The organism is Kitasatospora sp. NPDC048540, from assembly GCF_040651175.1.
In the GTDB taxonomy this organism is placed as follows: domain Bacteria; phylum Actinomycetota; class Actinomycetes; order Streptomycetales; family Streptomycetaceae; genus Kitasatospora.
The window spans coordinates 86,413-111,033 of the sequence record NZ_JBEZIR010000005.1 but is presented as its reverse complement, the minus strand read 5'-3'; the positions used below and the strand labels follow the sequence as shown (position 1 = coordinate 111,033).

At 73.5% G+C, this 24,621-nt stretch carries 20 protein-coding genes; 14 read left to right on the top strand and 6 right to left on the bottom strand.

Annotated features, from left to right (window positions below):
* Positions 1-68 precede the first annotated feature (68 nt).
* From AB0D08_RS04565 to sucD, 3 genes are all read left to right on the top strand, one after another.
* A complete protein-coding gene (locus AB0D08_RS04565) occupies positions 69-1,262 on the top strand; it encodes a VWA domain-containing protein (RefSeq protein ID WP_359886184.1) in 1,194 nt (397 codons plus the stop codon).
* A 376-nt stretch (positions 1,263-1,638) separates the two neighbouring features.
* Complete coding sequence (gene sucC / locus AB0D08_RS04560) at positions 1,639-2,811, top strand: ADP-forming succinate--CoA ligase subunit beta (RefSeq protein ID WP_033821244.1); 1,173 nt, start codon at positions 1,639-1,641, stop codon at positions 2,809-2,811.
* Positions 2,812-2,827: 16 nt separating this feature from the next.
* A complete protein-coding gene (gene sucD, locus AB0D08_RS04555; RefSeq protein WP_033821243.1) occupies positions 2,828-3,709 on the top strand; it encodes a succinate--CoA ligase subunit alpha in 882 nt (293 codons plus the stop codon).
* A 685-nt stretch (positions 3,710-4,394) separates the two neighbouring features.
* Here sucD and AB0D08_RS04550 read toward each other — a convergent pair.
* Positions 4,395-5,867 (bottom strand): LuxR C-terminal-related transcriptional regulator, encoded by a 1,473-nt coding sequence (locus tag AB0D08_RS04550; protein WP_359886183.1) that lies wholly within the window; start codon positions 5,865-5,867, stop codon positions 4,395-4,397.
* Positions 5,868-5,984: 117 nt separating this feature from the next.
* On the opposite strand from AB0D08_RS04550, the gene AB0D08_RS04545 reads away from it, so the two are divergent.
* On the top strand, positions 5,985-7,436 hold the full coding sequence (locus AB0D08_RS04545; RefSeq protein ID WP_359886182.1) for a DUF6350 family protein: 1,452 nt from the start codon (positions 5,985-5,987) through the stop codon (positions 7,434-7,436).
* Positions 7,437-7,663: 227 nt separating this feature from the next.
* On the opposite strand, the gene AB0D08_RS04540 is transcribed toward AB0D08_RS04545, so the two are convergent.
* Positions 7,664-8,344, bottom strand: coding sequence for a hypothetical protein (locus AB0D08_RS04540; protein WP_051811619.1), 681 nt, complete (start codon positions 8,342-8,344; stop codon positions 7,664-7,666).
* A gap of 395 nt (positions 8,345-8,739) precedes the next feature.
* On the opposite strand from AB0D08_RS04540, the gene purN reads away from it, so the two are divergent.
* Together purN and purH are read left to right on the top strand one after the other, a co-directional pair.
* On the top strand, positions 8,740-9,399 hold the full coding sequence (purN, locus tag AB0D08_RS04535; RefSeq protein ID WP_033817969.1) for a phosphoribosylglycinamide formyltransferase: 660 nt from the start codon (positions 8,740-8,742) through the stop codon (positions 9,397-9,399).
* Entirely contained in the window at positions 9,396-10,973 is a 1,578-nt protein-coding gene (purH, locus tag AB0D08_RS04530; protein WP_359886181.1) for a bifunctional phosphoribosylaminoimidazolecarboxamide formyltransferase/IMP cyclohydrolase, read from the top strand. The genes purN and purH overlap by 4 nt, the downstream gene beginning before the upstream one ends.
* 82 nt (positions 10,974-11,055) lie before the next feature.
* On the opposite strand, the gene AB0D08_RS04525 is transcribed toward purH, so the two are convergent.
* The 3 genes from AB0D08_RS04525 to AB0D08_RS04515 all read right to left on the bottom strand — a co-directional run bounded on the left by AB0D08_RS04525 (position 11,056) and on the right by AB0D08_RS04515 (position 12,717).
* Complete coding sequence (locus tag AB0D08_RS04525) at positions 11,056-11,706, bottom strand: RDD family protein (RefSeq protein WP_033817971.1); 651 nt, start codon at positions 11,704-11,706, stop codon at positions 11,056-11,058.
* A 154-nt stretch (positions 11,707-11,860) separates the two neighbouring features.
* Positions 11,861-12,286, bottom strand: a complete 426-nt coding sequence (locus tag AB0D08_RS04520; RefSeq protein ID WP_158515429.1) for a DUF2752 domain-containing protein — start codon at positions 12,284-12,286, stop codon at positions 11,861-11,863.
* Positions 12,283-12,717, bottom strand: coding sequence for a DUF4190 domain-containing protein (locus tag AB0D08_RS04515; protein WP_359886180.1), 435 nt, complete (start codon positions 12,715-12,717; stop codon positions 12,283-12,285). Before AB0D08_RS04515 ends, AB0D08_RS04520 begins: the two co-directional genes overlap by 4 nt.
* Before the next feature lie 242 nt (positions 12,718-12,959).
* Here AB0D08_RS04515 and AB0D08_RS04510 point away from each other — a divergent pair, with 242 nt between their 5' ends.
* The 6 genes from AB0D08_RS04510 to AB0D08_RS04485 all read left to right on the top strand — a co-directional run bounded on the left by AB0D08_RS04510 (position 12,960) and on the right by AB0D08_RS04485 (position 18,541).
* On the top strand, positions 12,960-13,817 hold the full coding sequence (locus AB0D08_RS04510) for a bifunctional methylenetetrahydrofolate dehydrogenase/methenyltetrahydrofolate cyclohydrolase (protein ID WP_033817972.1): 858 nt from the start codon (positions 12,960-12,962) through the stop codon (positions 13,815-13,817).
* An 18-nt stretch (positions 13,818-13,835) separates the two neighbouring features.
* Entirely contained in the window at positions 13,836-14,237 is a 402-nt protein-coding gene (locus tag AB0D08_RS04505) for a DUF3017 domain-containing protein (RefSeq protein ID WP_033817981.1), read from the top strand.
* 238 nt (positions 14,238-14,475) lie between these two features.
* Positions 14,476-15,468: a malate dehydrogenase gene (locus AB0D08_RS04500; RefSeq protein WP_033817973.1), complete on the top strand. Its 993-nt coding sequence runs from the start codon at positions 14,476-14,478 to the stop codon at positions 15,466-15,468.
* Positions 15,469-15,605: 137 nt separating this feature from the next.
* Positions 15,606-16,919, top strand: coding sequence for a hemolysin family protein (locus AB0D08_RS04495; protein WP_033817974.1), 1,314 nt, complete (start codon positions 15,606-15,608; stop codon positions 16,917-16,919).
* 30 nt (positions 16,920-16,949) lie between these two features.
* Positions 16,950-17,987 carry a tryptophan--tRNA ligase gene (trpS, locus tag AB0D08_RS04490; RefSeq protein WP_359886179.1) on the top strand — a complete coding sequence of 346 codons (1,038 nt, stop codon included), beginning with the start codon at positions 16,950-16,952 and terminating at the stop codon, positions 17,985-17,987.
* A 5-nt stretch (positions 17,988-17,992) separates the two neighbouring features.
* Positions 17,993-18,541 (top strand): 2'-5' RNA ligase family protein, encoded by a 549-nt coding sequence (locus AB0D08_RS04485; protein WP_359886178.1) that lies wholly within the window; start codon positions 17,993-17,995, stop codon positions 18,539-18,541.
* Between the two features lie 79 nt (positions 18,542-18,620).
* Here AB0D08_RS04485 and AB0D08_RS04480 read toward each other — a convergent pair whose 3' ends face one another.
* Entirely contained in the window at positions 18,621-22,190 is a 3,570-nt protein-coding gene (locus tag AB0D08_RS04480) for a bifunctional glycosyltransferase family 2 protein/CDP-glycerol:glycerophosphate glycerophosphotransferase (protein WP_033817977.1), read from the bottom strand.
* Positions 22,191-22,467: 277 nt separating this feature from the next.
* Between AB0D08_RS04480 and AB0D08_RS04475 the strand changes: the two genes are divergently transcribed.
* Positions 22,468-23,496 (top strand): glycosyltransferase, encoded by a 1,029-nt coding sequence (locus AB0D08_RS04475; RefSeq protein ID WP_359886177.1) that lies wholly within the window; start codon positions 22,468-22,470, stop codon positions 23,494-23,496.
* A gap of 107 nt (positions 23,497-23,603) precedes the next feature.
* Complete coding sequence (locus tag AB0D08_RS04470; RefSeq protein ID WP_033820639.1) at positions 23,604-24,557, top strand: YihY/virulence factor BrkB family protein; 954 nt, start codon at positions 23,604-23,606, stop codon at positions 24,555-24,557.
* The last annotated feature ends 64 nt before the right edge of the window (positions 24,558-24,621 follow it).

The window sequence follows — 24,621 nt, the reverse complement described above, 5'->3', positions numbered from 1 at the left end:
CCGCGGCCACCACAACCGCCCTGGCCACCACATCCGTCCGACCGCCGCCCGTACCGAAGGAGTGCCCGATGACCACAGCCCAGGCAGCCACCGCACAGGCCGCCGCCGACCCCGACGGTGAGCGGCTGCGCCGCTGGCGGCTGGTCCTCGGCGGTGACGCCGACGGCACCGGCTGCACGCTGTCCGGCCGGGACGCCGCGATGGACGGCGCGCTCGCCGCGCTCTACCGCGGCTCCGGCGCGGAGCCGGGCGGCCAGGGCCGGACCGGCGGCCGCAGCGCGGGCCTGGGCGGCTCGGCCCCGCAGGTGGCACGCTGGCTCGGTGACATCCGGGAGTACTTCCCGACCACGGTGGTCCAGCTGATGCAGCAGGACGCGATCACCCGCCTCGGCCTGGACCGGCTGCTGCTGGAGCCGGAGATGCTGGCGGCGGTCGAGCCGGACGTCCACCTGGTCGGCACCCTGCTCTCGCTGAAGCACGCGCTGCCGGAGACCACCCGGGAGAGCGCCCGCGCGGTGGTCGGCAAGGTGGTGGCGGAGCTGGAGCGACGGCTGGCCGACCGCACCCGTTCCACCCTCGGCGGCGCGCTCGACCGCAGCGCCAGGGTCAACCGCCCGCGCCACCGCGACATCGACTGGGGCCGCACGATCCGGGCCAACCTGAAGAACTACCTCCCCGATCACCGCACGGTCGTCCCCGAGCGGCTGGTGGGTTACGCCCGCGCCCAGCGCGCGGTGAAGAAGGACGTGATCCTCTGCATCGACCAGTCCGGTTCGATGGCCGCCTCTGTGGTCCACTCGGCGGTGTTCGGCGCGGTGCTCGCCTCGATGCACAGCCTCGACACCCGGCTGGTCGTCTTCGACACCTCCGTGGTCGACCTGACCGAGCAGCTCACCGACCCGGTCGACGTCCTGTTCGCCACCCAGCTCGGCGGCGGCACCGACATCAACCGCGCCCTCGCGTACTGCCAGTCGAAGATCTCCCGGCCGTCCGAGACGATCGTGGTGCTGATCAGCGACCTGTACGAGGGCGGCATCCGGGACGAGATGCTCAAGCGGGTCGCCGCGATGAAGGCCTCGGGCGTGCAGTTCATCGCCCTGCTGGCGCTCTCCGACGAGGGTGCCCCGGCCTACGACCACGCGCACGCCGCCGCACTGGCCGCGCTCGGCGCGCCGGCCTTCGCCTGCACCCCGGACGCCTTCCCGGACATCATGGCCGCCGCGATCGAGAAGCGGCCGCTGCCGGTGCCGGCCGACCGCTGAACCCCGCCCGTCCGACCGCTGAACCCGCCCGTCCGCCGGTCTCCGCAGGACACGGATTCACCCGAAGGTGTGGCCCTGGTCCGGTGCCCGCACCCCCGGCGCCGGGCTCCGGAGGGGGGTGGGTGGTAGGCCCGGGTCCGCCTGTTGTGACGGTTCTCACCAAAGCCGAGCCGGTCCCGGGCGAAACACGCCCGTCGTACGGGGATAACCTGCCACACGGACGTGACGCGCGTGTTGATTGACGGTGCGCCCGGCGCTGTGTGGGCCGCAAGGCCGCAAATCTGCGTACCTGCGCAGCCCCGACGACCCGCAGCGAAGATCCTGCCGTGGCACGCTCGTAGAGACACAATCCGCGACCACGAACAAGGACAAACACGTGGACCTGTTCGAGTACCAGGCGAGGGACCTCTTCGCCAAGCACGGTGTACCCGTGCTTGACGGCGATGTCATCGAGACCGCCGCAGACGCTGCCGCCATCGCGGAGCGCTTCGGCGGCCGCGCCGTCGTCAAGGCTCAGGTGAAGGTCGGTGGCCGAGGCAAGGCAGGTGGCGTCAAGCTCGCCGCCGACCCGGCCGACGCCGTCGCCAAGGCCGAGGCGATCCTCGGGATGGACATCAAGGGTCACACCGTCCACAAGGTGATGCTGGCCCAGACCGCGGACATCAAGGACGAGTACTACGTCTCGTTCCTGCTGGACCGCACCAACCGCACCTTCCTGGCGATGGCCAGCGTCGAGGGCGGCGTGGAGATCGAGGTCGTCGCCGAGGAGAACCCCGACGCGCTGGCCAAGATCCCGGTCGACGCCAACGAGGGCTGCACCCCGGAGAAGGCCGCCGAGATCGTCGCCGCCGCGAAGTTCCCCGCGGACGTGGCCGACCAGGTCGCCGACGTCCTGCAGCAGCTGTGGAAGGTCTTCATCGCCGAGGACGCGCTCCTCGTCGAGGTCAACCCGCTGATCAAGTCCGGCGACGGCAAGATCATCGCGCTCGACGGCAAGGTCTCGCTGGACGAGAACGCCGAGTTCCGTCAGCCGGGCCACGAGGCGCTCGAGGACAAGGCCGCCGCGAACCCGCTGGAGGCCGCGGCCAAGGCCAAGGGCCTCAACTACGTCAAGCTCGACGGCGAGGTCGGCATCATCGGCAACGGCGCGGGTCTCGTCATGAGCACCCTCGACGTGGTCGCCTACGCCGGTGAGAACCACGGCGGCGTCAAGCCCGCCAACTTCCTCGACATCGGCGGCGGCGCGTCCGCCGAGGTGATGGCGAACGGCCTGGAGATCATCCTGGGCGACACCGACGTCAAGTCGGTCTTCGTCAACGTCTTCGGCGGCATCACCGCGTGCGACGCGGTCGCCAACGGCATCGTGCAGGCGCTGGCCCTCCTCGAGGAGAAGGGCGAGGCCGTCACCAAGCCCCTCGTCGTCCGCCTGGACGGCAACAACGCCGAGCTGGGTCGTCAGATCCTGACCGACGCCAACCACCCGCTGGTGCAGCAGGTGGACACCATGGACGGTGCGGCCGACCGCGCCGCCGAGCTGGCCAACAAGTAAGGGAGAGGACTGAATCATGGCTATCTTCCTTACCAAGGACAGCAAGGTCATCGTCCAGGGCATGACCGGCTCCGAGGGCATGAAGCACACCCGCCGCATGCTCGCCTCCGGCACCCAGATCGTCGGCGGTGTGAACCCGCGCAAGGCCGGCACCACCGTTGACGTCGACGGCACCGAGGTGCCCGTCTTCGGCACCGTCGCCGAGGCCATGGAGAAGACCGGTGCCGACGTCACCGTCATCTTCGTGCCGCCGAAGTTCACCAAGGACGCCGTCGTCGAGGCGATCGACGCGGAGATCGGCCTCGCGGTCGTCATCACCGAGGGTGTCCCGGTCCACGACTCGGCCGCCTTCTGGGCGTACGCCGGTTCGAAGGGCAACAAGACCCGGATCATCGGCCCGAACTGCCCCGGCCTGATCTCGCCGGAGCAGTCGAACGCCGGCATCATCCCGGCCGACATCACCAAGTCCGGCCCGATCGGCCTGGTCTCGAAGTCCGGCACGCTGACCTACCAGCTCATGTACGAGCTGCGTGACCTCGGCTTCTCCTCGGCCGTGGGCATCGGCGGCGACCCGGTCATCGGCACCACCCACATCGACGCCCTCGCGGCGTTCGAGGCGGACCCGGAGACCAAGATCATCGTCATGATCGGCGAGATCGGCGGCGACGCCGAGGAGCGTGCGGCGGCCTACATCGCCGAGCACGTCACCAAGCCGGTCGTCGGCTACGTCGCGGGCTTCACCGCCCCCGAGGGCAAGACCATGGGCCACGCCGGCGCCATCGTCTCCGGCTCCTCGGGCACCGCGCAGGCGAAGAAGGAGGCCCTCGAGGCCGCCGGTGTCAAGGTCGGCAAGACGCCGTCCGAGACCGCTCGCCTGGCCCGTGAGCTGATCGGCTGATCAGCCCGGTAACCACCCGAGGGCGCCACGGACGGATTCCCGTCCGCGGCGCCCTCGGCGTTTCCGCGGCTCCCGGCGCCGGGCAGCCCAGCAGCGCAGCCCGCTGGGCCGTGTCCGACGAGTCGCGTCGGATCAGCGGGCACCTCCTGGCCGAAGGCCGGGGTAGGAGGTTGCTCGGCGTCGGGCGCCCGGCGGAGTCGTCAGGCGCGGCCCAGCCACCGCGGCCGGTCGGCCGGCGCCGGGACCCGGGCGGCACAGCGGCCGGACAGGACCGGGCCGCCGGGCAGTCCACCGGTGACCCGGTACCCGTTGCTCGGTACCCGACCCGGCACCCGCTGCCCGGAGGGCGTCAGCGGAGTCGGTCGGCGAGGGGTGGTACCCCGGGCGGCGCACCGGTCGGGCAGGGGCGGAACGCCGGGCAGCCCAGCAGCGCAGCCCGCTGGGCCGTGTCCGACGAGTCGCGTCGGATCAGCGGGCACCTCCTGGCCGAAGGCCGGGGTAGGAGGTTGCTCGGCGTCGGGCGCCCGGCGGAGTCGTCAGGCGCGGCCCAGCCACCGCGGCCGGTCGGCCGGCGCCGGGACCCGGGCGGCACACCGGCCGGACAGGACCGGGCCGCCGGGCAGTCCACCGGTGACCCGGTACCCGTTGCTCGGTACCCGACCCGGCACCCGCTGCCCGGAGGGCGTCAGCGGAGTCGGTCGGCGAGGGGTGGTACCCCGGGCGGCGCACCGGTCGGGCAGGGGCGGAACGCCGGGCAGCCCACCGGCACCGGCAGCGCCTCCACGGCGGCCGCCGTCGCCGCGGCCTCCGCCGAGGGCGACGAGGACATCATCGCGGCCTGGACCAGGACCACCGACTGCGTCCCCGCCGCCTCGCACCAGTGGCTGCGCACACCCGCGTCGGCGCCCGGCAGCAGCGGACCCGCGCTGCCGTTGTCCGCCGTCGTGCACAGCGGTGGCGGCGTGGGCGCGGGCGAGCGGAACAGCTCGGCCGGCCCGCTACCCAGCAAGGTCGCCACCACCGCGGCGCCGACCGCCACGGTCAGCAGGGCGGCGCCGCCGGTGACCGCGCCGGTCCGCAGCCGGCTCTCCACCGTCAGCAGCCGCGGGGACGGCCGCCACGGCGTCGCACAGCCGTGCACGGCCGCCCGGTGCATCAGCTCGCCCAGCCGGTCGCCGAACCCGGGATCGGACGGGTCCGGGCCCACCAGGTCGGGCACCTGCCCGGCCAGCGCCGCCCGGGCGGCGCGGATCCGCCCGGCGGCCGCCGCCGAACTCGCCTCCACCTCGACCGCCACCGCAGCCGCGGGCAGGCCCAGCGCGTCGTGCAGCACCAGCGCCCGCCGGCGCGGCCGCGACAGCCGGCGGAGCGCCTTGAGCAGCGCCCGGTCCCTCGGGGTGAGCCGGTCCTCCGGCCCGACCCCGGCGGGGCCGACCCGGATCCGCCGGTGCGGCAGGGTGAGCAGGTGCGCCCGCCGCGGGCCGCCCCGGCGCCACGGGGACAGTGCCGCGTCGAAGGCCCGCGCCCGCACCCAGCCCTCCGGGTCCGGCAGCGCCGTGACCTGCGGCCACTGCCGGGAGGCGGTGCCCAGGGCGAGGTGCGCGCAGTGCACGGCGCGGTGCCGGCAGCCGGTCAGCAGGAAGGTCTGTTGCACCAGCCGGTCGTGGACGGCGAGGCAGAAGTCGTCGAACTCGGGCGGAACGGCGTCCCCGCCCGCCCCGCCGCCGGTCTCGGTGTCCTCACCGGCCCCGGCCTCGGCCTCGGCGTCGGCGTCGGCCCTGCCGTCGGCCTCGGTGCCGGTGTCACGGCTCGTGCCGGGCGGGGCCTCGGCGGCCTGGTCGGTGGCCCGATAGTCGGCCTGGTCGTCGGCGTGGTCGGCGAGCGCGGTGGCCTCCGCCGCGGACCGTACGCCCAGTTTGCGCAGTGCCCGGTGCAGCCGGGTCCGCGCCATGGCGGGCGACAGTTCCAGGTCGGCGGCGATGGCGGCCAGCTCCTCGCCGTCCGCCAGCCGGGCCAGCAGCTGCGCCTCGCGGGGCGTCAGCAGCCGGAGCAGCCGGGCGGCGTCCCGCCGGGGTGGCGACGGCGTCTTGGCGGCGGCGGGCTTCCCGGAGGCAGCGGACCTCCGGTTGCGCTTCCGGGTGGTCGAAGGAGCGGTCACCGTGATCCCTCGCCCCGGCTGCTGAGCGAATGTAGGCACATGTACCGATAATCCGGGACACGGCGAAGGTTTGCCCGTTGACACGACGCAACGGGCCCCCTTGGGAGCATGAAGCCCATGACGCAGCTGATGGGCCGTCCGATCCTGGGCCTGCCGAGCGGACTGGGCACCCGCTCGACCTTCGCCGACCTGCTGACGGGGGTACGGACGGCGCTCCTGACGCTCTCCGTGGTCGCTGTGCCGGTCCTGGGGCTGTGGGTGCTGGCGCCGTACTCGGACGACACCGCGGCCGGCGCGGTCCGGCTGGCCTGCGCGCTCTGGCTGCTCGGCCACGCGGCGCCGCTGGCCCGCGGGGGCGAGGCCGGGCCGGTCACCGTGACCCCGCTGCTGCTGACCGCGGTCACCCTGACGGCGCTCTACCGGGCCGGGGTCCGCCTCGGCCGGCGCGGGCGCCCGAACTGGCGCTCCCCGTTCGCCGTGGGCGCCGGCTACCTGACGGTGGCGGCGCTGGCGGTGGCCCAGTGCTCGGCCCAGGAGGCGGCGCTGCGGGCCCGGCCGGTGGCGGACCTGATGGCGGTCTCGGTGCTGCTGGCCTGCGGGCTCGGGTGCGGGGTGTGGGCCGGCGCGGGGCGCCTGCGGCCGGCGCTCGCCGCGCTGGTGGCGCTGGCCCCGCTCACGAGGGTGCCCCGGTGGTGGGCGGACGGCGGGGCGGACCGTGGGGCGGACAGCGGGGCTGAGGGGCGGGGGGAAGGGCGGGCACCCGCGTGGGAGCCGCCGCCCGGAGCGGTGGCCACAGCCGTACGGGCGGCCGCCCTCTGGCTGCTGGCGCTGGCGGCCGGCGGCGGCCTGCTGCTGACGGCAGGCGTACTGGCGGGCGGGCCCGGCAGGTCGGCGCACACCCTCGGCGGGGGTGTGGCGGGCTGCCTCGGCCTGCTGCTTGCCTGCGCGCTGCTGCTGCCGAACGCCGTCCTGTGGGCCGCCGCGTACCTGCTCGGGACGGGCTTCGCGGTCGGTACCGGGACGACCGTCGCGCCGATCGGGACCACGGTGGGCGCGGTACCGGAGTTCCCGCTGCTCGCTCTGGTGCCGGGGCCCGGCGGGGCGGGCTGGTGGCCGCTGCTGTGCACAGTGCCGCTGCTGGCCGCCGCGGGACCGGCGGTGCTGCTCGGCCGGGCGGCGGCGGGGGAACGGCCGGCGACGGACGGTCCGCGGTGGTCGGTACGGGCCACCACGGCGGCGGCGCTCGGCGCGGCGCTCCTGGCGGGCCTGCTGGCGGTCCTCGCCGGGTGGGCGGCCGGCGGCTCGCTCGGCCCCGGCCGGATGTCGGAACTGGGGCCGCCACCCTGGCGGACCGGGGCGGCGGTCGCCGTCTGGCTGGCCGTCACCGCGCCGCCCGGCGCCCTGCTGGCCCGCTGGTGGGGCACCCGCGCGGACGCCCCCGCCTGGTGGCGGTGGCTGACCCGGATGGCAGTACGGCACACGGCCCGCCCGCGCGCGGCCCTGCACCACACCCTCACCCGCGCCGCCGATCTACCGCTCCCCTTCCCCCGCACCCGCCGGAACCGCTGACGCGGCACCCCACCGGCGGCACGGACCGCTCCGGTCCCCCCCAGGGGCGCGGGGAACCGCGCGAGCCGGGAGGTACGGCGCCGCCCCTACTGGTGGCCGCTCCGGTCACCCCACCAGGGGCGCGGGGAACTGCGCGAGGCGGGAGGTACGGCGCCGCGCCTTCCGAATCGCGCCGTTCCCCGCGCCCCCGGTGGGGCCGCCCCCGGTGAGGTACCCGCGGTCCCGCCTCAGAGCGAGTCGGGGTCCTTGAGCGTGACCAGCCAGCGCGGTGCCGGGTCGCTGACCTGGCAGCTGTGCCGGGCTTCGATGGTCGGGGCGTCCTGCACGCAGACGACGTAGTCGTTGTAGTAGGTGAGCGTGCCGAACCAGCCCATGGTGACCAGCACCGAGGCCGCGCCGATGAACAGGCCGGCCACCGCCGCCGGGGTCTGGGCCCCGGATGCGGCGGCCTGCGCGCCACCGAGTCCCCGCGCGCCACCGACTCCCTGCGCGCCACCGGTGCCCTGCGCCGGAGCGGCCCCCTGCGCCGTGCGGGCGCCGCGCAGGGAGCTGACCGCCCAGTACACGGCGAGCGCGCCGAGCAGCAGGGAGACCGGGAGGTAGCCGAGGAGCAGGCAGAGCAGCGCGCCGATGCCGGAGCTCAGCGCGTACCGGGCCTTGCGCTGGACCGGGTCGGTCGGGTCGAACTTGGGCGCCGGCGGCGGCGGGTTCCAGCCGCCGCCGCGGTGGCCGGGGCTCCACGGGTGCGGCGGCGGGACCTGGGGCTGCTCGCCCTGGCCCTGGTCCTCGCTGTCCGGGGCCGGCGGGCGCTGCCCGGCCGGCGGGATCCGGGGCTGCCACGGCTGATCGGGGGCGTCCGCAGGCGGCGGCGCGAACGGGTTGCGCTCGCCGGTGCTGTCTCCGCTCATGGTGTCAGCCATTCCTTCTCGTCGGTGCGGCGCTCGGGCCGCCTGCGGCCACCCGTCGGGCGGCCTGCCGGTCAATGATCTCGCAGGCGGTCGGCGGCCGTGCGGCGCCCCACCAGGTTCGGCCGGGGCGGCCGTGCGGCACCCCAGCCGGTCCGGCCGGGGCGGGCGGGCGAGATCCCCGTCTCAACTACGCGCGTAGCGTGGCCGGGTGGTTACGGGAGCCCTCTCACCAGCCGTTATCGTGGTGACGGTCGGCAGCCCAGCAGGGTTCCCGGGCCCGCCGTCCGGCGCGGTACCCGCGGCCCCGGCATTCCGGCTCGACCTGGCGCCGCCCGTAGTGGCCCCACCGACGGTGGACGTACCAGCGGGCACGACGACGTACGGAGAATCGCGCAGTGGCCGCTGCTTCCGCCCAAGTCTTTCCGCCCCGCACCCCGGGCCCGGCCCGGCTGGTGGTCCTGGTCTCCGGCTCCGGCACCAACCTGCAGGCGCTGATCGACGCCGCGGCCGACCCGGCGTACGGCGCCGAGATCCTGGCCGTGGGCGCGGACCGCGACGCCATTGCCGGCCTGGAGCGCGCGGAGCGCGCCGCGATCCCCTCCTTCGTCCACCGGATCAAGGACTTCGCCGACCGCGGCGCCTGGGACCGCGCGCTGACCGGGGCGGTCGCCGCCCACGAGCCGGACCTGGTGGTGACGGCCGGCTTCATGAAGATCCTCGGCCCGGAGTTCATCGCCGCCTTCGCCGGACGGATCGTCAACACCCACCCCGCCCTGCTGCCCGCCTTCCCCGGCGCGCACGGCGTCCCGGACGCCCTCGCGTACGGCGTGAAGGTGACCGGCTGCACCGTCCACCTGGTCGACGCCGGGGTGGACACCGGACCGATCATCGCGCAGGGCGTGGTGGAGGTCCTCGACGCCGACCACCGGGACGGCGGCGAAGCGCTGCACGAGCGCATCAAGACTGTCGAGCGCCAGTTGCTCGTCGACGTCGTGGGCCGACTGGCCCGCGAAGGTCACCGCATCGAAGACCGAAAGGTATGGATTCCGGCATGAGCGCCGCCTCCAGCACTACTCCCGTCTCCGAGAACGTACGCCCGATCCGGCGTGCCCTGATCAGCGTGTACGACAAGACCGGGCTGGAGGAGCTGGCCCAGGGCCTGCACGCCGCCGGCGTCGCCATCGTCTCCACCGGCTCGACGGCCGGCCGGATCGCCGCGGCCGGCGTGCCGGTCACCGAGGTCTCCGAGCTGACCGGCTTCCCGGAGTGCCTGGACGGGCGCGTGAAGACGCTGCACCCCCGCGTGCACGCCGGCGTCCTCGCCGACCTGCGCCTGGAGTCGCACCGCGCGCAGCTGGCCGAGCTCGGCATCGAGCCGTTCGACCTGGTCGTGGTGAACCTCTACCCGTTCAAGGCCACCGTCGCCTCCGGTGCCACCCCGGACGAGTGCGTCGAGCAGATCGACATCGGCGGTCCCTCGATGGTCCGCGCGGCCGCCAAGAACCACCCCTCGGTCGCCGTGGTGGTCGACCCGGCCCGGTACGCCGACGTCCTGGACGCCGTCAAGGGCGGCGGCTTCGACCTGGCCACCCGCAAGCGGCTGGCCGGCGCCGCCTTCGCCCACACCGCCGCCTACGACGTCGCCGTCGCCTCCTGGTTCGAGGCCGGTTACGCGCCGAGCGACGAGCGCTTCCCCGAGTTCCTCGGTGCCACCTGGGAGCGCCAGAACGTGCTGCGCTACGGCGAGAACCCGCACCAGGGCGCCGCGCTGTACAGCGACGGCACCGGCGGCCTCGCGGGCGCCGAGCAGCTGCACGGCAAGGAGATGTCCTACAACAACTACGTGGACACCGACGCCGCCCGCCGCGCCGCCTACGACCACGCCGAGCCGGCCGTCGCCATCATCAAGCACGCCAACCCGTGCGGGATCGGCATCGGTGCGGACGTCGCCGAGGCGCACCGCAAGGCGCACGCCTGCGACCCGCTGTCCGCCTTCGGCGGGGTGATCGCGGTCAACCGTCCGGTCACCGTGGAGCTGGCCGAGCAGATCGCCGAGATCTTCACCGAGGTCGTGGTCGCCCCGGCGTACGAGGACGGCGCCGTCGAGGTGCTGGCCCGCAAGAAGAACATCCGGGTGCTGCGCGCGCCCGACGCCCCCGCCAACCGCACCGAGGTCCGCCCGGTCTCCGGCGGTGTGCTGCTCCAGGAGGCCGACCGGATCCACGCCGAGGGCGACGACCCGTCGACCTGGACGCTGGCCACCGGTGACGCGCTGTCCGAGGCGGAGCTGGCCGAGCTGGCCTTCGCCTGGCGGGCCTGCCGGGCCGTCAAGTCCAACGCGATCCTGCTGGCCAAGGACGGCGCCTCGGTCGGCGTCGGCATGGGCCAGGTCAACCGGGTCGACTCCGCCAAGCTCGCGGTCGCCCGGGCCGGCGAGCGGGCCCAGGGCTCGTACGCGGCCTCCGACGCCTTCTTCCCGTTCCCCGACGGCCTCCAGGTGCTGCTCGACGGCGGGGTCAAGGCCGTGGTTCAGCCGGGTGGTTCGGTCCGTGACGAGGAGGTCGTGGCGGCCGCCGCCGCGGCCGGGGTGACGATGTACCTGACCGGCACCCGGCACTTCTTCCACTGACACCGGTCCGGCGCACGCCGAAGGGCCCGTACCCCGCGCGGGGTACGGGCCCTTCTGGCTGTCCGGATCACCGGGCCCGGGACTACTGGGCCTTGACGACCACGGTGCTCATGATCTTGTCCGCGAAGGTCTGCTTCTTCGCGTCCCACAGCGGCCACAGCAGGCCGATGCAGCAGAAGCTGTCCAGGATGTGCAGCGCCTCACGGCCGAAGGCCGCGCCGAAGCTGAGCTTCTGACCGTCCGACTCGCGCACCATGCGGATGCTGACGGCCTTCTGGCCGAGCGACTGGCCGGTCGCCTTCATGGCCGCGATGCCCGCCCAGACCAGCACGTTCGCCAGCAGGATGCCGGCGTAGTACCCGCCCATGCCGGTGGTCTCGGTGTGCGGGTAGCCGCTCGCCGAGTAGGTGGTGGTGACCGACGGCTTGAGCGCGACGAAGACCACGATCCACGGGATCAGGCCGACCACGATGTGGTCGATCAGGTACGCCACCACGCGGCTGCCCCAGCCCGCGTAGAAGTTCTGCACCGTGCCCGCGTTGGAGTACGGGCCGGTCGGGTACGCGTAGCCCTGCTGCGGCGGGATGCCGTAGCCCTGCTGCTGGGGCGGCGGCGCCTGCTGCGGGTAGCCGTAGCCGGGGGCCGGCGGCGGGGCCTGCTGCGGGTAGCCGTAGCCCGGCGGCGGCGGGGGCTGCTGGCCGTACGGGTTGTTCGGGTCGGGCGGGTAGCTCATCTCTGCCTCCGGGCAGGAAAGGGACAGCGGGACGGAACAGGAGGATTCCTGTGACGGACGGGCAGTTGAGGTGCCGACCGGGTGGGACATTAGCGGAAGATACTGACACCGCGCGGGTCAATAGCGGGTCAGCAACCGTCAGGAATGCGTCGGCTCAGGGCCGGGAGATGCCCAACCGGTGCAACTGCCAGGCCCAGGACAGTGCGGCGGCGGCGGCGATCAGCGCGTTCCGCCGGCCGTTCGGCAGCTCCCACCACCAGCGCCCGGCGCCCAGCGGGGCGAACAGCAGGCCGACCGCGGCCACCACGGTGACCGGGTTCGCGGCCACCGAGGCCAGCAGGTCGCCGTGGCCGGCCTCGATGAACACCGTGGTGCTGCCGCAGCCCGGGCACGGGATGCCGGTGAACCGGCGCAACGGGCAGAGCACACCGGGGTCGTGGGCGTCGTGCAACTGCGCCACCGCCACGGCGGCCACCAGCCCGCCCGCGCCGCGGGCGAGCACGCGCAGCCAGGCACCCTTGAGGGTGCCGGCGGTGGCGGCCCAGCGGGTGGCCAGGGCGGAGGCGGACAGCGCGGTCACGGCAGGTTCTTGGTCAGGGTGTCGTAGAAGACCAGGCCGGCGATGCCGATCAGGATCGCCAGGGTGCTGAGCGCGATGCCGCCGATGGCCTGGGTGCGGCCGACGCCGGTCTTCTGCGCCCGGTTCAGCCCTGCGATGCCGAGGCCGAGCCCGATCGGGCCGAGCATCGCGCCGTAGAAGCAGATCACGATGCCGGCGAAGCCGAGCGCCATGGCGGCCGTCGCCATGCTGTTCGGCTCGGCGGCCGACTGCGGCGGGAAGTAGGGCTGCGGCTGCGGCGGGTAGGGCTGCTGGGGGTACCCGTAGGCGGGCTGCTGGACCGGCGGCGGCACGGGCTGCTGGTACGGCGAGGGCGGCGGCGTGCCGTACGGCTGCTGCTGCGGCGGACCGTAACCGCCGTACGGATCCGGCGATTGGTACGGATTGCTCACTGTCGTCTTCCCCCGAGATCGTCCCCAGATCGTCCTGCGCCGGCCCCGTCGGCCCGTCACCGGGCCGTGGGCGGCAGGATGGCCCGGCCTTATCGTCCGGTGTCCCGCCCCGTGCTGTCCAGCCGCGTCCGCAGTGCGCACACAACTGTGGCGCAACCGCAACCAGAGGCACACGTTCCGTATCCGCGGCGCGGGCGGCCACCCGGGCACGGACTCCCGCGCCGATCCAGGACAATGGGGCCATGACTGCCCAGATTCTCGACGGCAAGGCCACCGCTGCCGCGATCAAGTCCGAACTCGCCGTCCGCGTGGCGGCCCTCAAGGAGCGGGGCATCGTCCCCGGCCTCGGCACCGTCCTGGTCGGCGACGACCCGGGCAGCCGCTGGTACGTGAACGGCAAGCACAAGGACTGCGCCGAGGTCGGCATCGCCTCGATCCAGCGCGAGCTGCCCGCCACCGCCACCCAGCAGGAGGTGGAGGACGTGGTCCGCGAGCTGAACGCGGACCCGACCTGCACCGGCTACATCGTCCAGCTGCCGCTGCCCAAGGGCCTGGACCCCAACCCGGTCCTCGAGCTGATGGACCCGGACAAGGACGCCGACGGCCTGCACCCCACCTCGCTCGGCCGGCTCGCGCTCGGCATCGAGGGCCCGCTGCCCTGTACCCCGTACGGCATCGTCGAGCTGCTGCGCCGGCACAAGGTCGAGATCGACGGCGCGGACGTGGTCGTGCTGGGCCGCGGCGTCACGGTCGGCCGCTCGATCGGCCTGCTGCTGACCCGCAAGAGCGAGAACGCCACCGTCACCCTCTGCCACACCGGCACCCGGGACCTGGCCTCGCACCTGCGCCGGGCGGACATCGTCGTGGCCGCGGCCGGCGTCGGCCACCTGGTCAAGGCGCAGGACGTGAAGCCGGGCGCGGCCGTGCTCGACGTCGGCGTCAGCCGGGACGGCGAGGGCAAGATCGTGGGCGACGTGGAGCCGGCCGTGGCCGAGGTGGCCGGCTGGATCTCGCCGAACCCGGGCGGCGTCGGCCCGATGACCCGCGCGATGCTGCTGAACAACATCGTCGAGGCGGCCGAGCGCCGCGCCGGCCACTGATCCGCCGTGGCGGCTGAGGTGACGCGCCGCACCCGGCGCCGTCCGGCGAGGACCACCGGGACGCTGCCGCCGGAGGGCGCCGGCTCGGCGCTCGACGGGGGCCATCCGCTGCCGGTCCGGCAGTGGCCGATAACGCTGGTGCTGGCCGTTGCCGCGGTCGGTCTGGCCATCACCTTCGCCGGTGGTTTCAAGATCGGTGTGTTGACGATCGGGTCCTCGCTGCTGCTCGGCGCCGTGCTGCGGCTGGTCCTGCCCGAGGTCGGGCTGCTGGCCGTCCGCAGCCGGTTCACCGACGTCTCGGTGCTGAGCGTGCTCGGGGCGGTGATCGTGCTGCTCACCCTGGTGGCCCAGCCCGATCCCTGGCTGGAGCTCCCGGTGCTCGACAACATCGGCAACCTGATCGGCCGCCAGCGGCACTGAAGGCGGTACCGACGGCGGCCGTCGGGGGTCCGGTCCGGTCCCGGACCGGACCCCCGACGCCGTTCCCGGGCCGGGCCGCGGGCCCGCGGGGCCGTGTGACGCATCAGCCACGCCCGTACGCGCCCGGGTCGGGCCCGTTGCGATAGCCTGGGCCAGTTCTCTCGATGTCGAGAGATCATCCTCGGCTCCAGCGCCGACGTGCCTGGGGCACGTCGGCGATTTGCTGGAGTAGGCAGAAATGACTCGCACCCCCGTCAATGTCACCGTCACCGGAGCGGCCGGCCAGATCGGCTACGCCCTGCTCTTCCGCATCGCCTCGGGCCACCTGCTCGGCGCCGATGTGCCGGTGAACCTCCGCCTCCTGGAGATCCCCCAGGGTCTGAAGGCCGCCGAGGGCGTCGCCATGGAGCTCGACGACTGCGCCTTCCCGCTGCTGCGTGACATCACCATCACCGACCAGGCCGCCACCGCCTTCGACGGCGCCAACGTGGCCCTGCTGGTCGGCGCCCGCCCGCGCACCGCCGGCATGGAGCGCGGCGACCTGCTCTCCGCCAACGGCGGCATCTTCGGCCCGCAGGGCAAGGCCATCAACGACCACGCCGCGGACGACATCAAGGTCCTGGTGGTCGGCAACCCGGCCAACACCAACGCCCTGATCGCCCAGCGCAACGCCCCCGACGTGCCGGCCGAGCGGTTCACCGCGATGACCCGCCTCGACCACAACCGCGCCGTCGCGCAGCTCGCCAAGAAGGCCGGCGTGACCGTCGAGGACATCAAGAAGGTCACCATCTGGGGCAACCACTCCGCCACCCAGTACCCGGACCTCTTCCAGGCCGAGATCGCCGGCAAGAGCGGCTTCGAGGCCACCGGCTCGGACCTCGCATGGGTCGAGAACGACTTCATCCCGACCGTCGCCAAGCGCGGCGCGGCGATCATCGAGGTCCGCGGCGCCTCCTCGGCCGCCTCGGCCGCCAACGCCGCCATCGACCACGTCCACACCTGGGTCAACGGCACCCCGGCCGGCGACTGGACCTCGATGGGCATCGTCTCCGACGGCTCGTACGGCGTGCCGGAGGGTCTGATCTCCTCGTTCCCGGTCACCACCAAGGACGGCAAGTTCGAGATCGTCCAGGGCCTGGAGATCTCCGACTTCTCCCGCGCCCGGATCGACGCCTCGGTCCGCGAGCTGGCCGAGGAGCGCGACGCCGTGCAGGAGCTGGGCCTGATCTGATCCGGCGGCCCGGCCCGCGCGGCCGGGCACCGTCGGCGCGACGGCCGAAGGCCGGACACCCTCCCGGGGTGTCCGGCCTTCGCCGCCCCCGGGACGGTCCGACGCACCCCCTCGGCCGCGTCCTAGGATGGCCAACCGTGAGTGAAACACTGCAGGACGCGGCGCTCGTCCTGGTCTTCATCATGCTGGGCGGCCTCTTCAACGTCGCGGAGATCTCGCTGATCTCCCTGCGCGAGGGCCAGATCCGGGCGCTGGAGTCGGCCGGTACCCGCCGCGCCTCCCGGGCCGCGCACCTGGCCGCCGACCCCAACCGCTTCCTGGCCGCCGTCCAGGTCGGGGTGACCTGCATGGGCTTCCTCTCCGCCGCCTTCGGCGCGGACACCCTGGCGGGCAAGCTGGCACCCGTCTTCGTGGGCCTGGGCCTGTCCGAAGGGGTCGCCGACGCCGTCGCCCTGGTCGGACTCACCCTGGTGATCAGCTACGCCTCGCTGGTGCTCGGCGAGTTGACACCCAAGCGGATCGGTCTTCAGCGGGCCGACTCGATCGCCCTGCTGGCCGCGCCGGTGGTCGACGTGATGTCGGTGGTGCTGCGCCCGGTGATCTGGCTGCTCGGCCACTCCACCAACCTGATGGTCCGGCTGCTGGGCGGCGACCCGTCGGCCGGCCGCGGTTCGATGAGCTCGGAGGAGCTGCGCGGCCTGGTCGCCGCCAACACCGAACTCGGCAGCGACGAACGGGCCCTGATCGCGGACGTGTTCGCGGCCGGCGAGCGCCAGCTGCGCGAGGTGATGGTGCCGCGCACCGAGGTCACCTTCCTGGACGCCGAGCGGCTGGTCTCCGAGGTCCGCCCGGAGACCGACTCCGCCCCGCACTCCCGCTACCCGGTGGCCGAGGGCTCGTACGACGCGGTGACCGGCTTCGTCCACGTCCGCGACCTGTACGGCGCGCGCGGCACGCCCGCCGCCCGGGTCCGCGACCTGGCCCGGCCGGTGAAGCTGCTGCCGTCCACCAAGCGGGTGCTGGAGGCGATGAGCGAGATGCGCCGCGAGGGCCACCACCTGGCGATCGTGGTCGACGAGTACGGCGGCACGGCCGGCATCGTCACCCTGGAGGACCTGGTCGAGGAGCTGATCGGCGAGATCCGGGACGAGTACGACGCCCAGGACACCACCGCCACCCGCCGCCTCGCCGGCGGCGGCGTGGAGCTGGACGGCCTGCTCAACCTCTCCGACTTCACCGAGGAGACCGGCGTCACCCTGCCCGAGGGCCCGTACGAGACGGTGGCCGGATTCGTGGTGCGCGAGCTCGGTCGGCTCCCCGAGCCGGGGGACCAGGTGCCGGTGGAGGGCGGGGCGCTGCTGACCGTCGCCAAGCTGGACGGCCGCCGGATCGAACGCATCAGGGTGAGTGCGGTCACACTGTCGATTCCTCCAGGGGCGGAAGTTTCCTGAGCGGTCGGTGAAGCTGGAACAATGGCCCGCATGGTCAATGCAGCCGCCACCGGTCCGGTGAAGGACCGTCCTCGGGTCCTCTCCGGAATCCAGCCCACCTCGGGCTCCTTCCACCTCGGCAACTACCTCGGCGCCGTGCGCCAGTGGGTGGACCTGCAGGAGGAGAACGACGCCTTCTACATGGTGGTCGACCTGCACGCGATCACCGTCGAGCAGGATCCCGACACGCTGCGCCAGAACACCCGGATCTCCGCCGCCCAGCTGCTCGGCGCGGGCCTCGACCCCGAGCGCTGCACCCTGTTCGTCCAGTCGCACGTGCCCGAGCACGCGCAGCTCGGCTGGGTGATGAACTGCCTCACCGGCTTCGGCGAGGCGGCCCGGATGACCCAGTTCAAGGACAAGTCCGCCAAGCAGGGCAGCGACCGCACCTCGGTCGGCCTGTTCACGTACCCGATCCTGCAGATCGCCGACATCCTGCTCTACCAGGCCGACGCGGTGCCGGTCGGCGAGGACCAGCGCCAGCACCTGGAGCTCACCCGGGACCTCGCCGAGCGCTTCAACAGCCGCTACGCGCCGACCTTCACGCTGCCCAAGCCGTACATCCTGGAGGAGACGGCCAAGATCCTGGACCTCCAGGACCCGACGGCCAAGATGAGCAAGTCGGCGTCGTCCGCCAAGGGCCTGGTCAACCTGCTGGACGACCCCAAGGTCAGCGCCAAGAAGTTCAAGAGCGCGGTGACAGACACCGGCACGGTGGTCTCCTACGACGAGGAGAACAAGGCCGGCGTCTCCAACCTGCTGCGCATCCACTCCGCGCTCAGCGGACAGTCGGTCGACCAGCTGGTCGAGCACTTCGAGGGCAAGATGTACGGCGCCCTCAAGACCGAGCTGGCCGAGCTGTTCACCGACTGGGTGACGCCGTTCCAGGCCCGCACCCAGGCGTACCTGGACGACCCGGCCGAACTGGACCGGGTGCTGGGCCTCGGCGGTGAGAAGGCGCGCGCCGTCGCCTCCGAGACGCTGGCCACGGTCTACGACCGCATCGGCTTCCTGGCGCCGAAGCGCTGATGCCGGTGGAGCGCACCCCCGGCGGTGACGGCCTCGGTGAGGCCGTCACCATCGGCGTGTCCATCACCGTTCCCGAGCCCTACGGCGCGCAGATCCAGGACGCCAGGGCCGGGCACGGCGACCCGCTGGCCCGCTCGATACCGACGCACGTCACCCTGCTGCCGCCGACCCCGGTCGACCCGGCCGCGCTGCCGGCCGTCGAGGCGCACCTGCGGGCCGCGGCCGTCGGCCACCGGCCGTTCCGGATGCTGCTGCAGGGCAGCGGGACCTTCCGCCCGGTCTCCCCGGTGGTGTTCGTCCGGGTCGAGGAGGGCGCGCAGGAGTGCCGCGCGCTGGAGGCGGACGTCCGCTCCGGGCCGCTCGCCCGCGAGCTGGCCTTCCCGTACCACCCGCACGTGACGGTCGCGCACGGCCTGCCCGACCCGGTCCTGGACCGGGCCTTCGAGCAGGCGCGGGGCTTCCGGGCGGTCTTCGAGGTGGCCGGCTTCAGCCTCTCCCGGTTCGGACCGGACGAGGTCTGGCGCCCCTGGCGGACCTTCGGCTTCGGCGGCTGACCCCGCAAGCCCCCGGCGCGGATGCGCGACTGCCCCCGGGGACCGTCCTCGGACGGTCCCCGGGGGCAGTCGCGTACGGTCAGCCCTGCTGCAGCGGGTCCTGCCCCAGCAGCGCGTCCACCACCCGGGCCGAGGCCTGCCCGTCGTCCAGGTCGCAGTACGCCTCGCGGAACGCCTCGTACCTGTCCCGGTGGCCGGCGACCGCCGCGTCGACGTCGCGCAGCGCCGCGACCAGCTCCTCGGAGGTGCCCAGCAGCGGGCCGGGCGCCTGCGCCTCGAAGTCGAAGCTGAAGCCCCGCAGGTTGTCCCGGTAGTGCTCCAGGTCGTAGGTGAAGAACAGCATCGGCCGGCCGGTGTTCGCGAAGTCGAACATCGACGACGAGTAGTCCGTCACCAGCACGTCCGCGATCAGCAGCAGCTCCGCCATGTCGGGGTAGCTGCCGACGTCCCAGACGTAGCCGTCACCGGCACCCGGCACCTGGCCGCAGGTCAGCTCGTGGCCGCGGACCAGCAGCACCTGGTCCTCGGCGAGCGCCGCGCGGGCCGCCGCCAGGTCGATCCGCAGGTCCAGCTGGTACCCGTCCTGCGGCCGGCGGCGGTCCTCCCGGAAGGTCGGCGCGTACAGCACCACCTTCTTGCCCTCCGGCAGGCCCAGGCGCTCGCGCACCCGCTCGGCGGTCTTCTCCCGGTCCGAGGCGAACAGCAGGTCGTTGCGCGGGTAGCCGCTCTCCAGCACCTCGCCCTCGAACTTGAACGCCCGCCGCAGCACCGGCGTGGCCCAGCGGCTGGCGGACACCAGCATGCTCCACTGCGGTACCTCGGCCTCCAGGTGCTCCAGGTACTCGGAGTCGGTGAACCAGACCTTCTCGAAGTCGTGGCCGACCCGCTTGAGCGGGGTGCCGTGCCAGGTCTGCAGCACCACCTGGCCGGGCCGCCGGGTGAAGAACGGCGGCAGGTGGGTGCTGGTCACCACGTACTTGGCGGTGGCCAGCGCCTCGTACCACTCCGCGGACAGCCGGCGCAGCGGCTCGACGCTGCTCGGCGCCTCGGTCTGCAGGTCGTCGGTGGTCCACAGGTGACGCAGCGCGCCGCCGCGGCGCACCAGCTCCTCGTGCACGGCGCGCGGCGAACCGGCGTACCGGCTGCCCAGCGCCGCGTGGTAGACCACCGTGTCCGACAGCGGCCGCTGCTGCATCGACGGGAACGCCTCGCGCAGCTGGCGCTGGCGGAAACCGCTGCGCTCCTCCGGATCCAGTATGTCGTGGGACTCCAGCGACAGGGTGTCGTACAGCCGGCGCTCCAGCGCGATCCGCTTGCCGCGGGCCTCCACCTCCAGCGGCAGCGCACCGTGGCAGGAGGGCGCGAGCAGCGCGGTCGGCCACAGGCTGTCCGCGGGCGCGCCGACCGGCCGGAAGAACACCTGCCAGGTGCCCTTGCGCAGCGGCACCCGGCCGGCGAAGCTCGCCGTCGGCACGGCAGGCAGCGCGGCCTTGAACCGGCCGTCCGCGATCTCCACCGGGTAGCGGTGCTCCTCCTCGCGCCACAGGTGCCGGACCACCAGCTCGTACCGGTGCACCCCGGGCAGCGGGAAGCTGCCGCCGAGCAGGAAGCCCTCGCCGTCGTCGGCCGCGGTCACCTCCTCGACCACCGGCTGCAGCACCTGGTCGGCGAACTGCAGGTACCCGCTGGGGGAGGGCTTGGAGTACAGCGCCCGGGTGTGGTCGCCGATCGGCAGGTCCAGGTGCTCCGGGACGGTGCGCTCGTCGACCACCACCGGCAGCGTGCTGCCGTCGGCCAGCAGCAGCTCCACGTCCCAGCGGTCGCGCAGCCGCTCCTCGGACGCCGGGTCGAGGGCCGCCCAGGACTCGCGCACCTCGGTCAGCCCCGCGATGGCGAAGGAGGAGCTGAACGGCACCTGACGGCCGGTCGGCACGCCGAGCTCCAGCGGGAGGACCAGCGCGCGGTCCGACTCGACGTGCTTGAGCCGCAGCCGGGCCCCGGCCAGGTCCGCACCGGAACCGACCATGCCGGACAGCGCGACCGTGCCGCGCTCGCCGGTCACCTTGACGACCCGCGCGCGCACCCGCTCCACCCGCAGGTTGAGGTGGCCGTCCTTGAGCCACGGGACGATCCGCACGTCCTGCTCGACCCAGTGCACCGGCGGGTACTCGCCGGTGTCGCTCCAGCCGCCGGACACCCGGCCCTTGTACACGCCGCCCTTGCCGACGCCGGCCACCAGCACCCGCCAGGAGCCGTCCTTCCACTGCCCGCGGTGCTTCAGCCGCTCCGGGTCGATCGAGGCGGTGAACCCGGCCCAGTCGCAGCTGTACAGCGAGTGCGGGGAGCTGGCGGTCGCCTCCGGGCTGTACATCGCCTTGGTCGGCACCGCCACCACCCGGCGGCCGCTGCTCTCGCGCAGCACCAGGCCCTTGACCATGTCGTGCCGGTTGGTGGCGCCCAGGTGCTCGGGGAACGCGTGGCCGGTCAGGTGCAGCCGGCCCTCGCTCCACTCGGCCTCGTACAGCCGGCTGCGCATCACCAGCGCGTTGTCCAGCCGCAGCACGTCCGCCGGGACGCTCTTGCGGCCGCCGCGCAGGAACGGGTAGTCGGCGTACGGGCGCAGCAGCCCGCGGGCGGGCGCGGCGCCGTTGCTGTCCTTCTCGAACCGCAGCTGCTCGACCAGCTCGGCCATTCGGTTCTGCACCGTCAGGTGGTACTTCAGCCGCAGCGGCGCCCGCAGCTTGCGGACCTGCTCCGGGCCGATCGCGCGCAGCAGCCGCGCCACCGACTCCTGGTACGCGTCCCGGTACGCCTGGTCGCCCTCCAGCACGGACCAGAAGAACATCGGGATCTCCTCGACGAGGTTGTTCTCGTCGTAGGAGCGCAGGTAGCGGCGGAACTTCGGGTCCTGCTGCTCCTGCAGCCAGGACCGCACCAGCTCCATCGACTTGACCCGGTCGATGACGCCCTTGGGGTTGAACTTCATCTGCGTGATCGACATCTCGCCGACCTCGCGCTCCCGCCAGTGGTAGATCGGCTCGGAGAGCACGTCCACGCTCTTGGCGAGGTAGTGGTGCGGCACGCTGACCGGGGCGTCCTCGTACAGGATGCCCTCGGGGTAGAGGATGCCGGCGCCGTCGAAGAAGGACCGCCGGTACACCTTGTTCCACGCCGTGCGGTCGGTGACCAGGGTGGGGATGTCGGTGATGTGGGTGGTGAGCCGGGTCTCCTTGAAGGGCTTGCGGTGACCGCCCGACGGATAGAAGCCGATCGCCCGGAAACGCAGCACGTTGCCGGTGGCGAAGTCGGAGCCGGTCTGGTCCAGGGTGCCGATCATCAGCTCGTAGGCGCTCGGCGGCAGGGTGTCGTCACTGTCCACGAAGGCCAGGAACTCGGTGCCGTCGGCGATGTTCCGGTACCCGGTGTTGCGGGCGGCGCCGAGACCCTTGTTCACCTGCTTGACCAGCCGGAACCGGGAGTCCTTGGCCGCGTAGGCCTCGGCGATGGCGGCACTGGAGTCCTTGGAACCGTCGTCGACCATGACGCATTCGAAATCGCCGAAGGTCTGGGCGGCGATCGAGTCCAGGCACTCTTCCAGGTAGCGCTCGACGTTGTAGATCGGGACGACGACGGAGAGGCGGGGGGCCATCGGCTGCGCAGAGCCTTTCATCAGGTGGTGCGACCGCTCTGCCCGATTTCGGGTGAACCGGGCACTTACCGCCAGCGATCCTACCTTCCGCATCCCACGGGCGGTCCGCGCGCCCGGCCCGAAGACGCACCGCCGCGACCGGCACCGCCCCCGCACCGCACCGCCCGGACGTGCGCCGCCGGGCCCCGCCGGGCTAGGGTGCGGCTGGCCCGCCCCCGGCCCCGGCCGTCCCACCGCACCCCGGCGGGCCCGGCGCCGTCCTGGAATGAGTGATCCCATGCCCCGCTTCAGCGTGATCGTCCCGGTCTACCAGGTGGAGGACTACCTGGCCGAGTGCCTCGACTCGGTGCTGGCGCAGTCCTGCCCGGACTTCGAGCTGATCGCCGTCGACGACCGCTCCCCGGACGGCTGCGGCGAACTCCTGGACCGCGCGGCCGCCGAGGACGACCGGATCACCGTCCTGCACCTGCCCGAGAACGTCGGCCTCGGCCTGGCCCGCAACGCCGGCCTCGCCGTCGCCACCGGCGACTACGTCCTCTTCCTGGACAGCGACGACACCCTCACCCCCGGACTGCTCCAGCACGTCGACGAACGCCTGCGCGCCGGCGCCGACCCCGACATCCTGGTCTACGACTACGCCCGCACCTACTGGGACGGCCGGGTGGTGCGCAGCAGCTCCGCCGCCGTCTTCACCCGCCCGGGCCCCGACGTCTTCACCCTGGACGAGCGCCCCGACCTGCTCGACCTGCTGATGGTGGTCTGGAACAAGGCCTACCGCCGGGACTTCGTCGAGCAGCAGGGACTCACCTTCCCGGCCGGCTACTACGAGGACACCCCCTGGACCTTCCCGGCCCTGCTCGCCGCCGGGCGGATCACCCTGCTCGACGAGGTCGGCCTGCACTACCGCCAGCGCCGCGAGGGCGGCAACATCCTGGCCACCGCGAGCCGCAAGCACTTCGACATCTTCGGCCAGTACCGCCTGGTCTTCGCCTTCCTCGACGGCCGGCCCGACCTGGCCCACTGGCGGCCGGTGATCTACGCGCGGATGCTCGACCACCTCACCACCATCGTCACCAAGCCCGGCCGGATCCCGCCCGGCGACCGCCGCGAGTTCTTCCGCCGCGCCGCCGAGCACTGCGCCCCGCTGCGCCCGGCCGGCTACCGGCCGCCCGCGGGCGCCGCCGGCCTGCGCACCGAACTGCTCAGCCACGGCCGCTACCTCGCCTTCCAGGGCCTGCGCGGGCTCGCCAAGGCCCGCCGCGGCGTCGCCCGCCGGCCCCGGCCCGCGGCCGCGCCCGCCCACTGAGCGGGTGACACCCCGGGCCGGCCCCGGGGTGTCACCGCCGGCCACCCGGCGCGCCCGCGCTATACAGGGACGTCCGTGACAGTCCCGGCCGGGCGGGGAGCACACCCTTGGAATTCCTGACCAAGCTGCCGGTGATCGGCCCGGCCGTCGCCCGGCTGCTGCGGACCCGGGCCTGGCGCACCTTCGCCCACGTCACGGAGGTGAAGGGCAACCGGCTCGCCGGGGCGATCACCTACTTCGGCTTCCTCGCCCTGTTCCCGCTGCTCACGGTCGCCCTGGCGATCGCCGTCGCGGTCCTCAGCGACGCCCAGGTCCAGGACCTCCAGGACGACATCGCCAAGCAGGTGCCCGGCCTGGCGGACTCGCTCGGCCTGTCCAGCCTGGTGGCCAACGCGGCCACCGTCGGCGTGATCAGCGGCCTGGTGCTGCTGTACTCCGGGCTCGGCTGGGTCGACACCATGCGCGGCGCCATCCGGGACGTCTGGCGCCTCGCCGACGAGCCCGGCAACGCCCTGGTGCTGAAGGCCAAGGACTGCCTGGTCCTGGTCGGCCTCGGCGTGGTCTGCCTGTTCTCGCTGGGCGCCTCCGCGGGGGCCACCGCGCTGGCCCGCCGGATCGCCGACTGGCTGGGCCTCGGCGGTGGCTCCGGCCGCGCCGTCCTGACCGTGCTGGGGCTGCTCATCGCGGTCGCCGCGGACCTGCTGCTCTTCGCCTACCTGCTCGGCCCGTTCCCGCGGATCACCGGCCAGTCCCGCCGCGCCCTGCTGCAGGGCGCGCTGCTCGGCGCGGTCGGCTTCGAACTGCTCAAGCTGCTGCTCTCCTCCTACCTGGGCTCGGTGGCCGGCAAGAGCCTGTACGGCGCCTTCGGCGTCCCGGTCGCCCTGCTGCTGTGGATGAACTTCGTCTCCCGGCTGACCCTCTACTGCGCCGCCTGGACCGCCCTGGCGGACCCGGAGGCGGCCCGCGAGCGGGCCGGACAGCGGGCGCAGGAGGCGCTGGACGCGGCCCGCCAGGACGGCCCCGGCGCCCCGGCCGGCCCGGAGCCCCGGGAAAAAGCCTGATCACACCTCCTGCGCCGCCACGGCCCAGTGGTTATGATCCGGGTCACAGCCGAGCTGCTCCCCC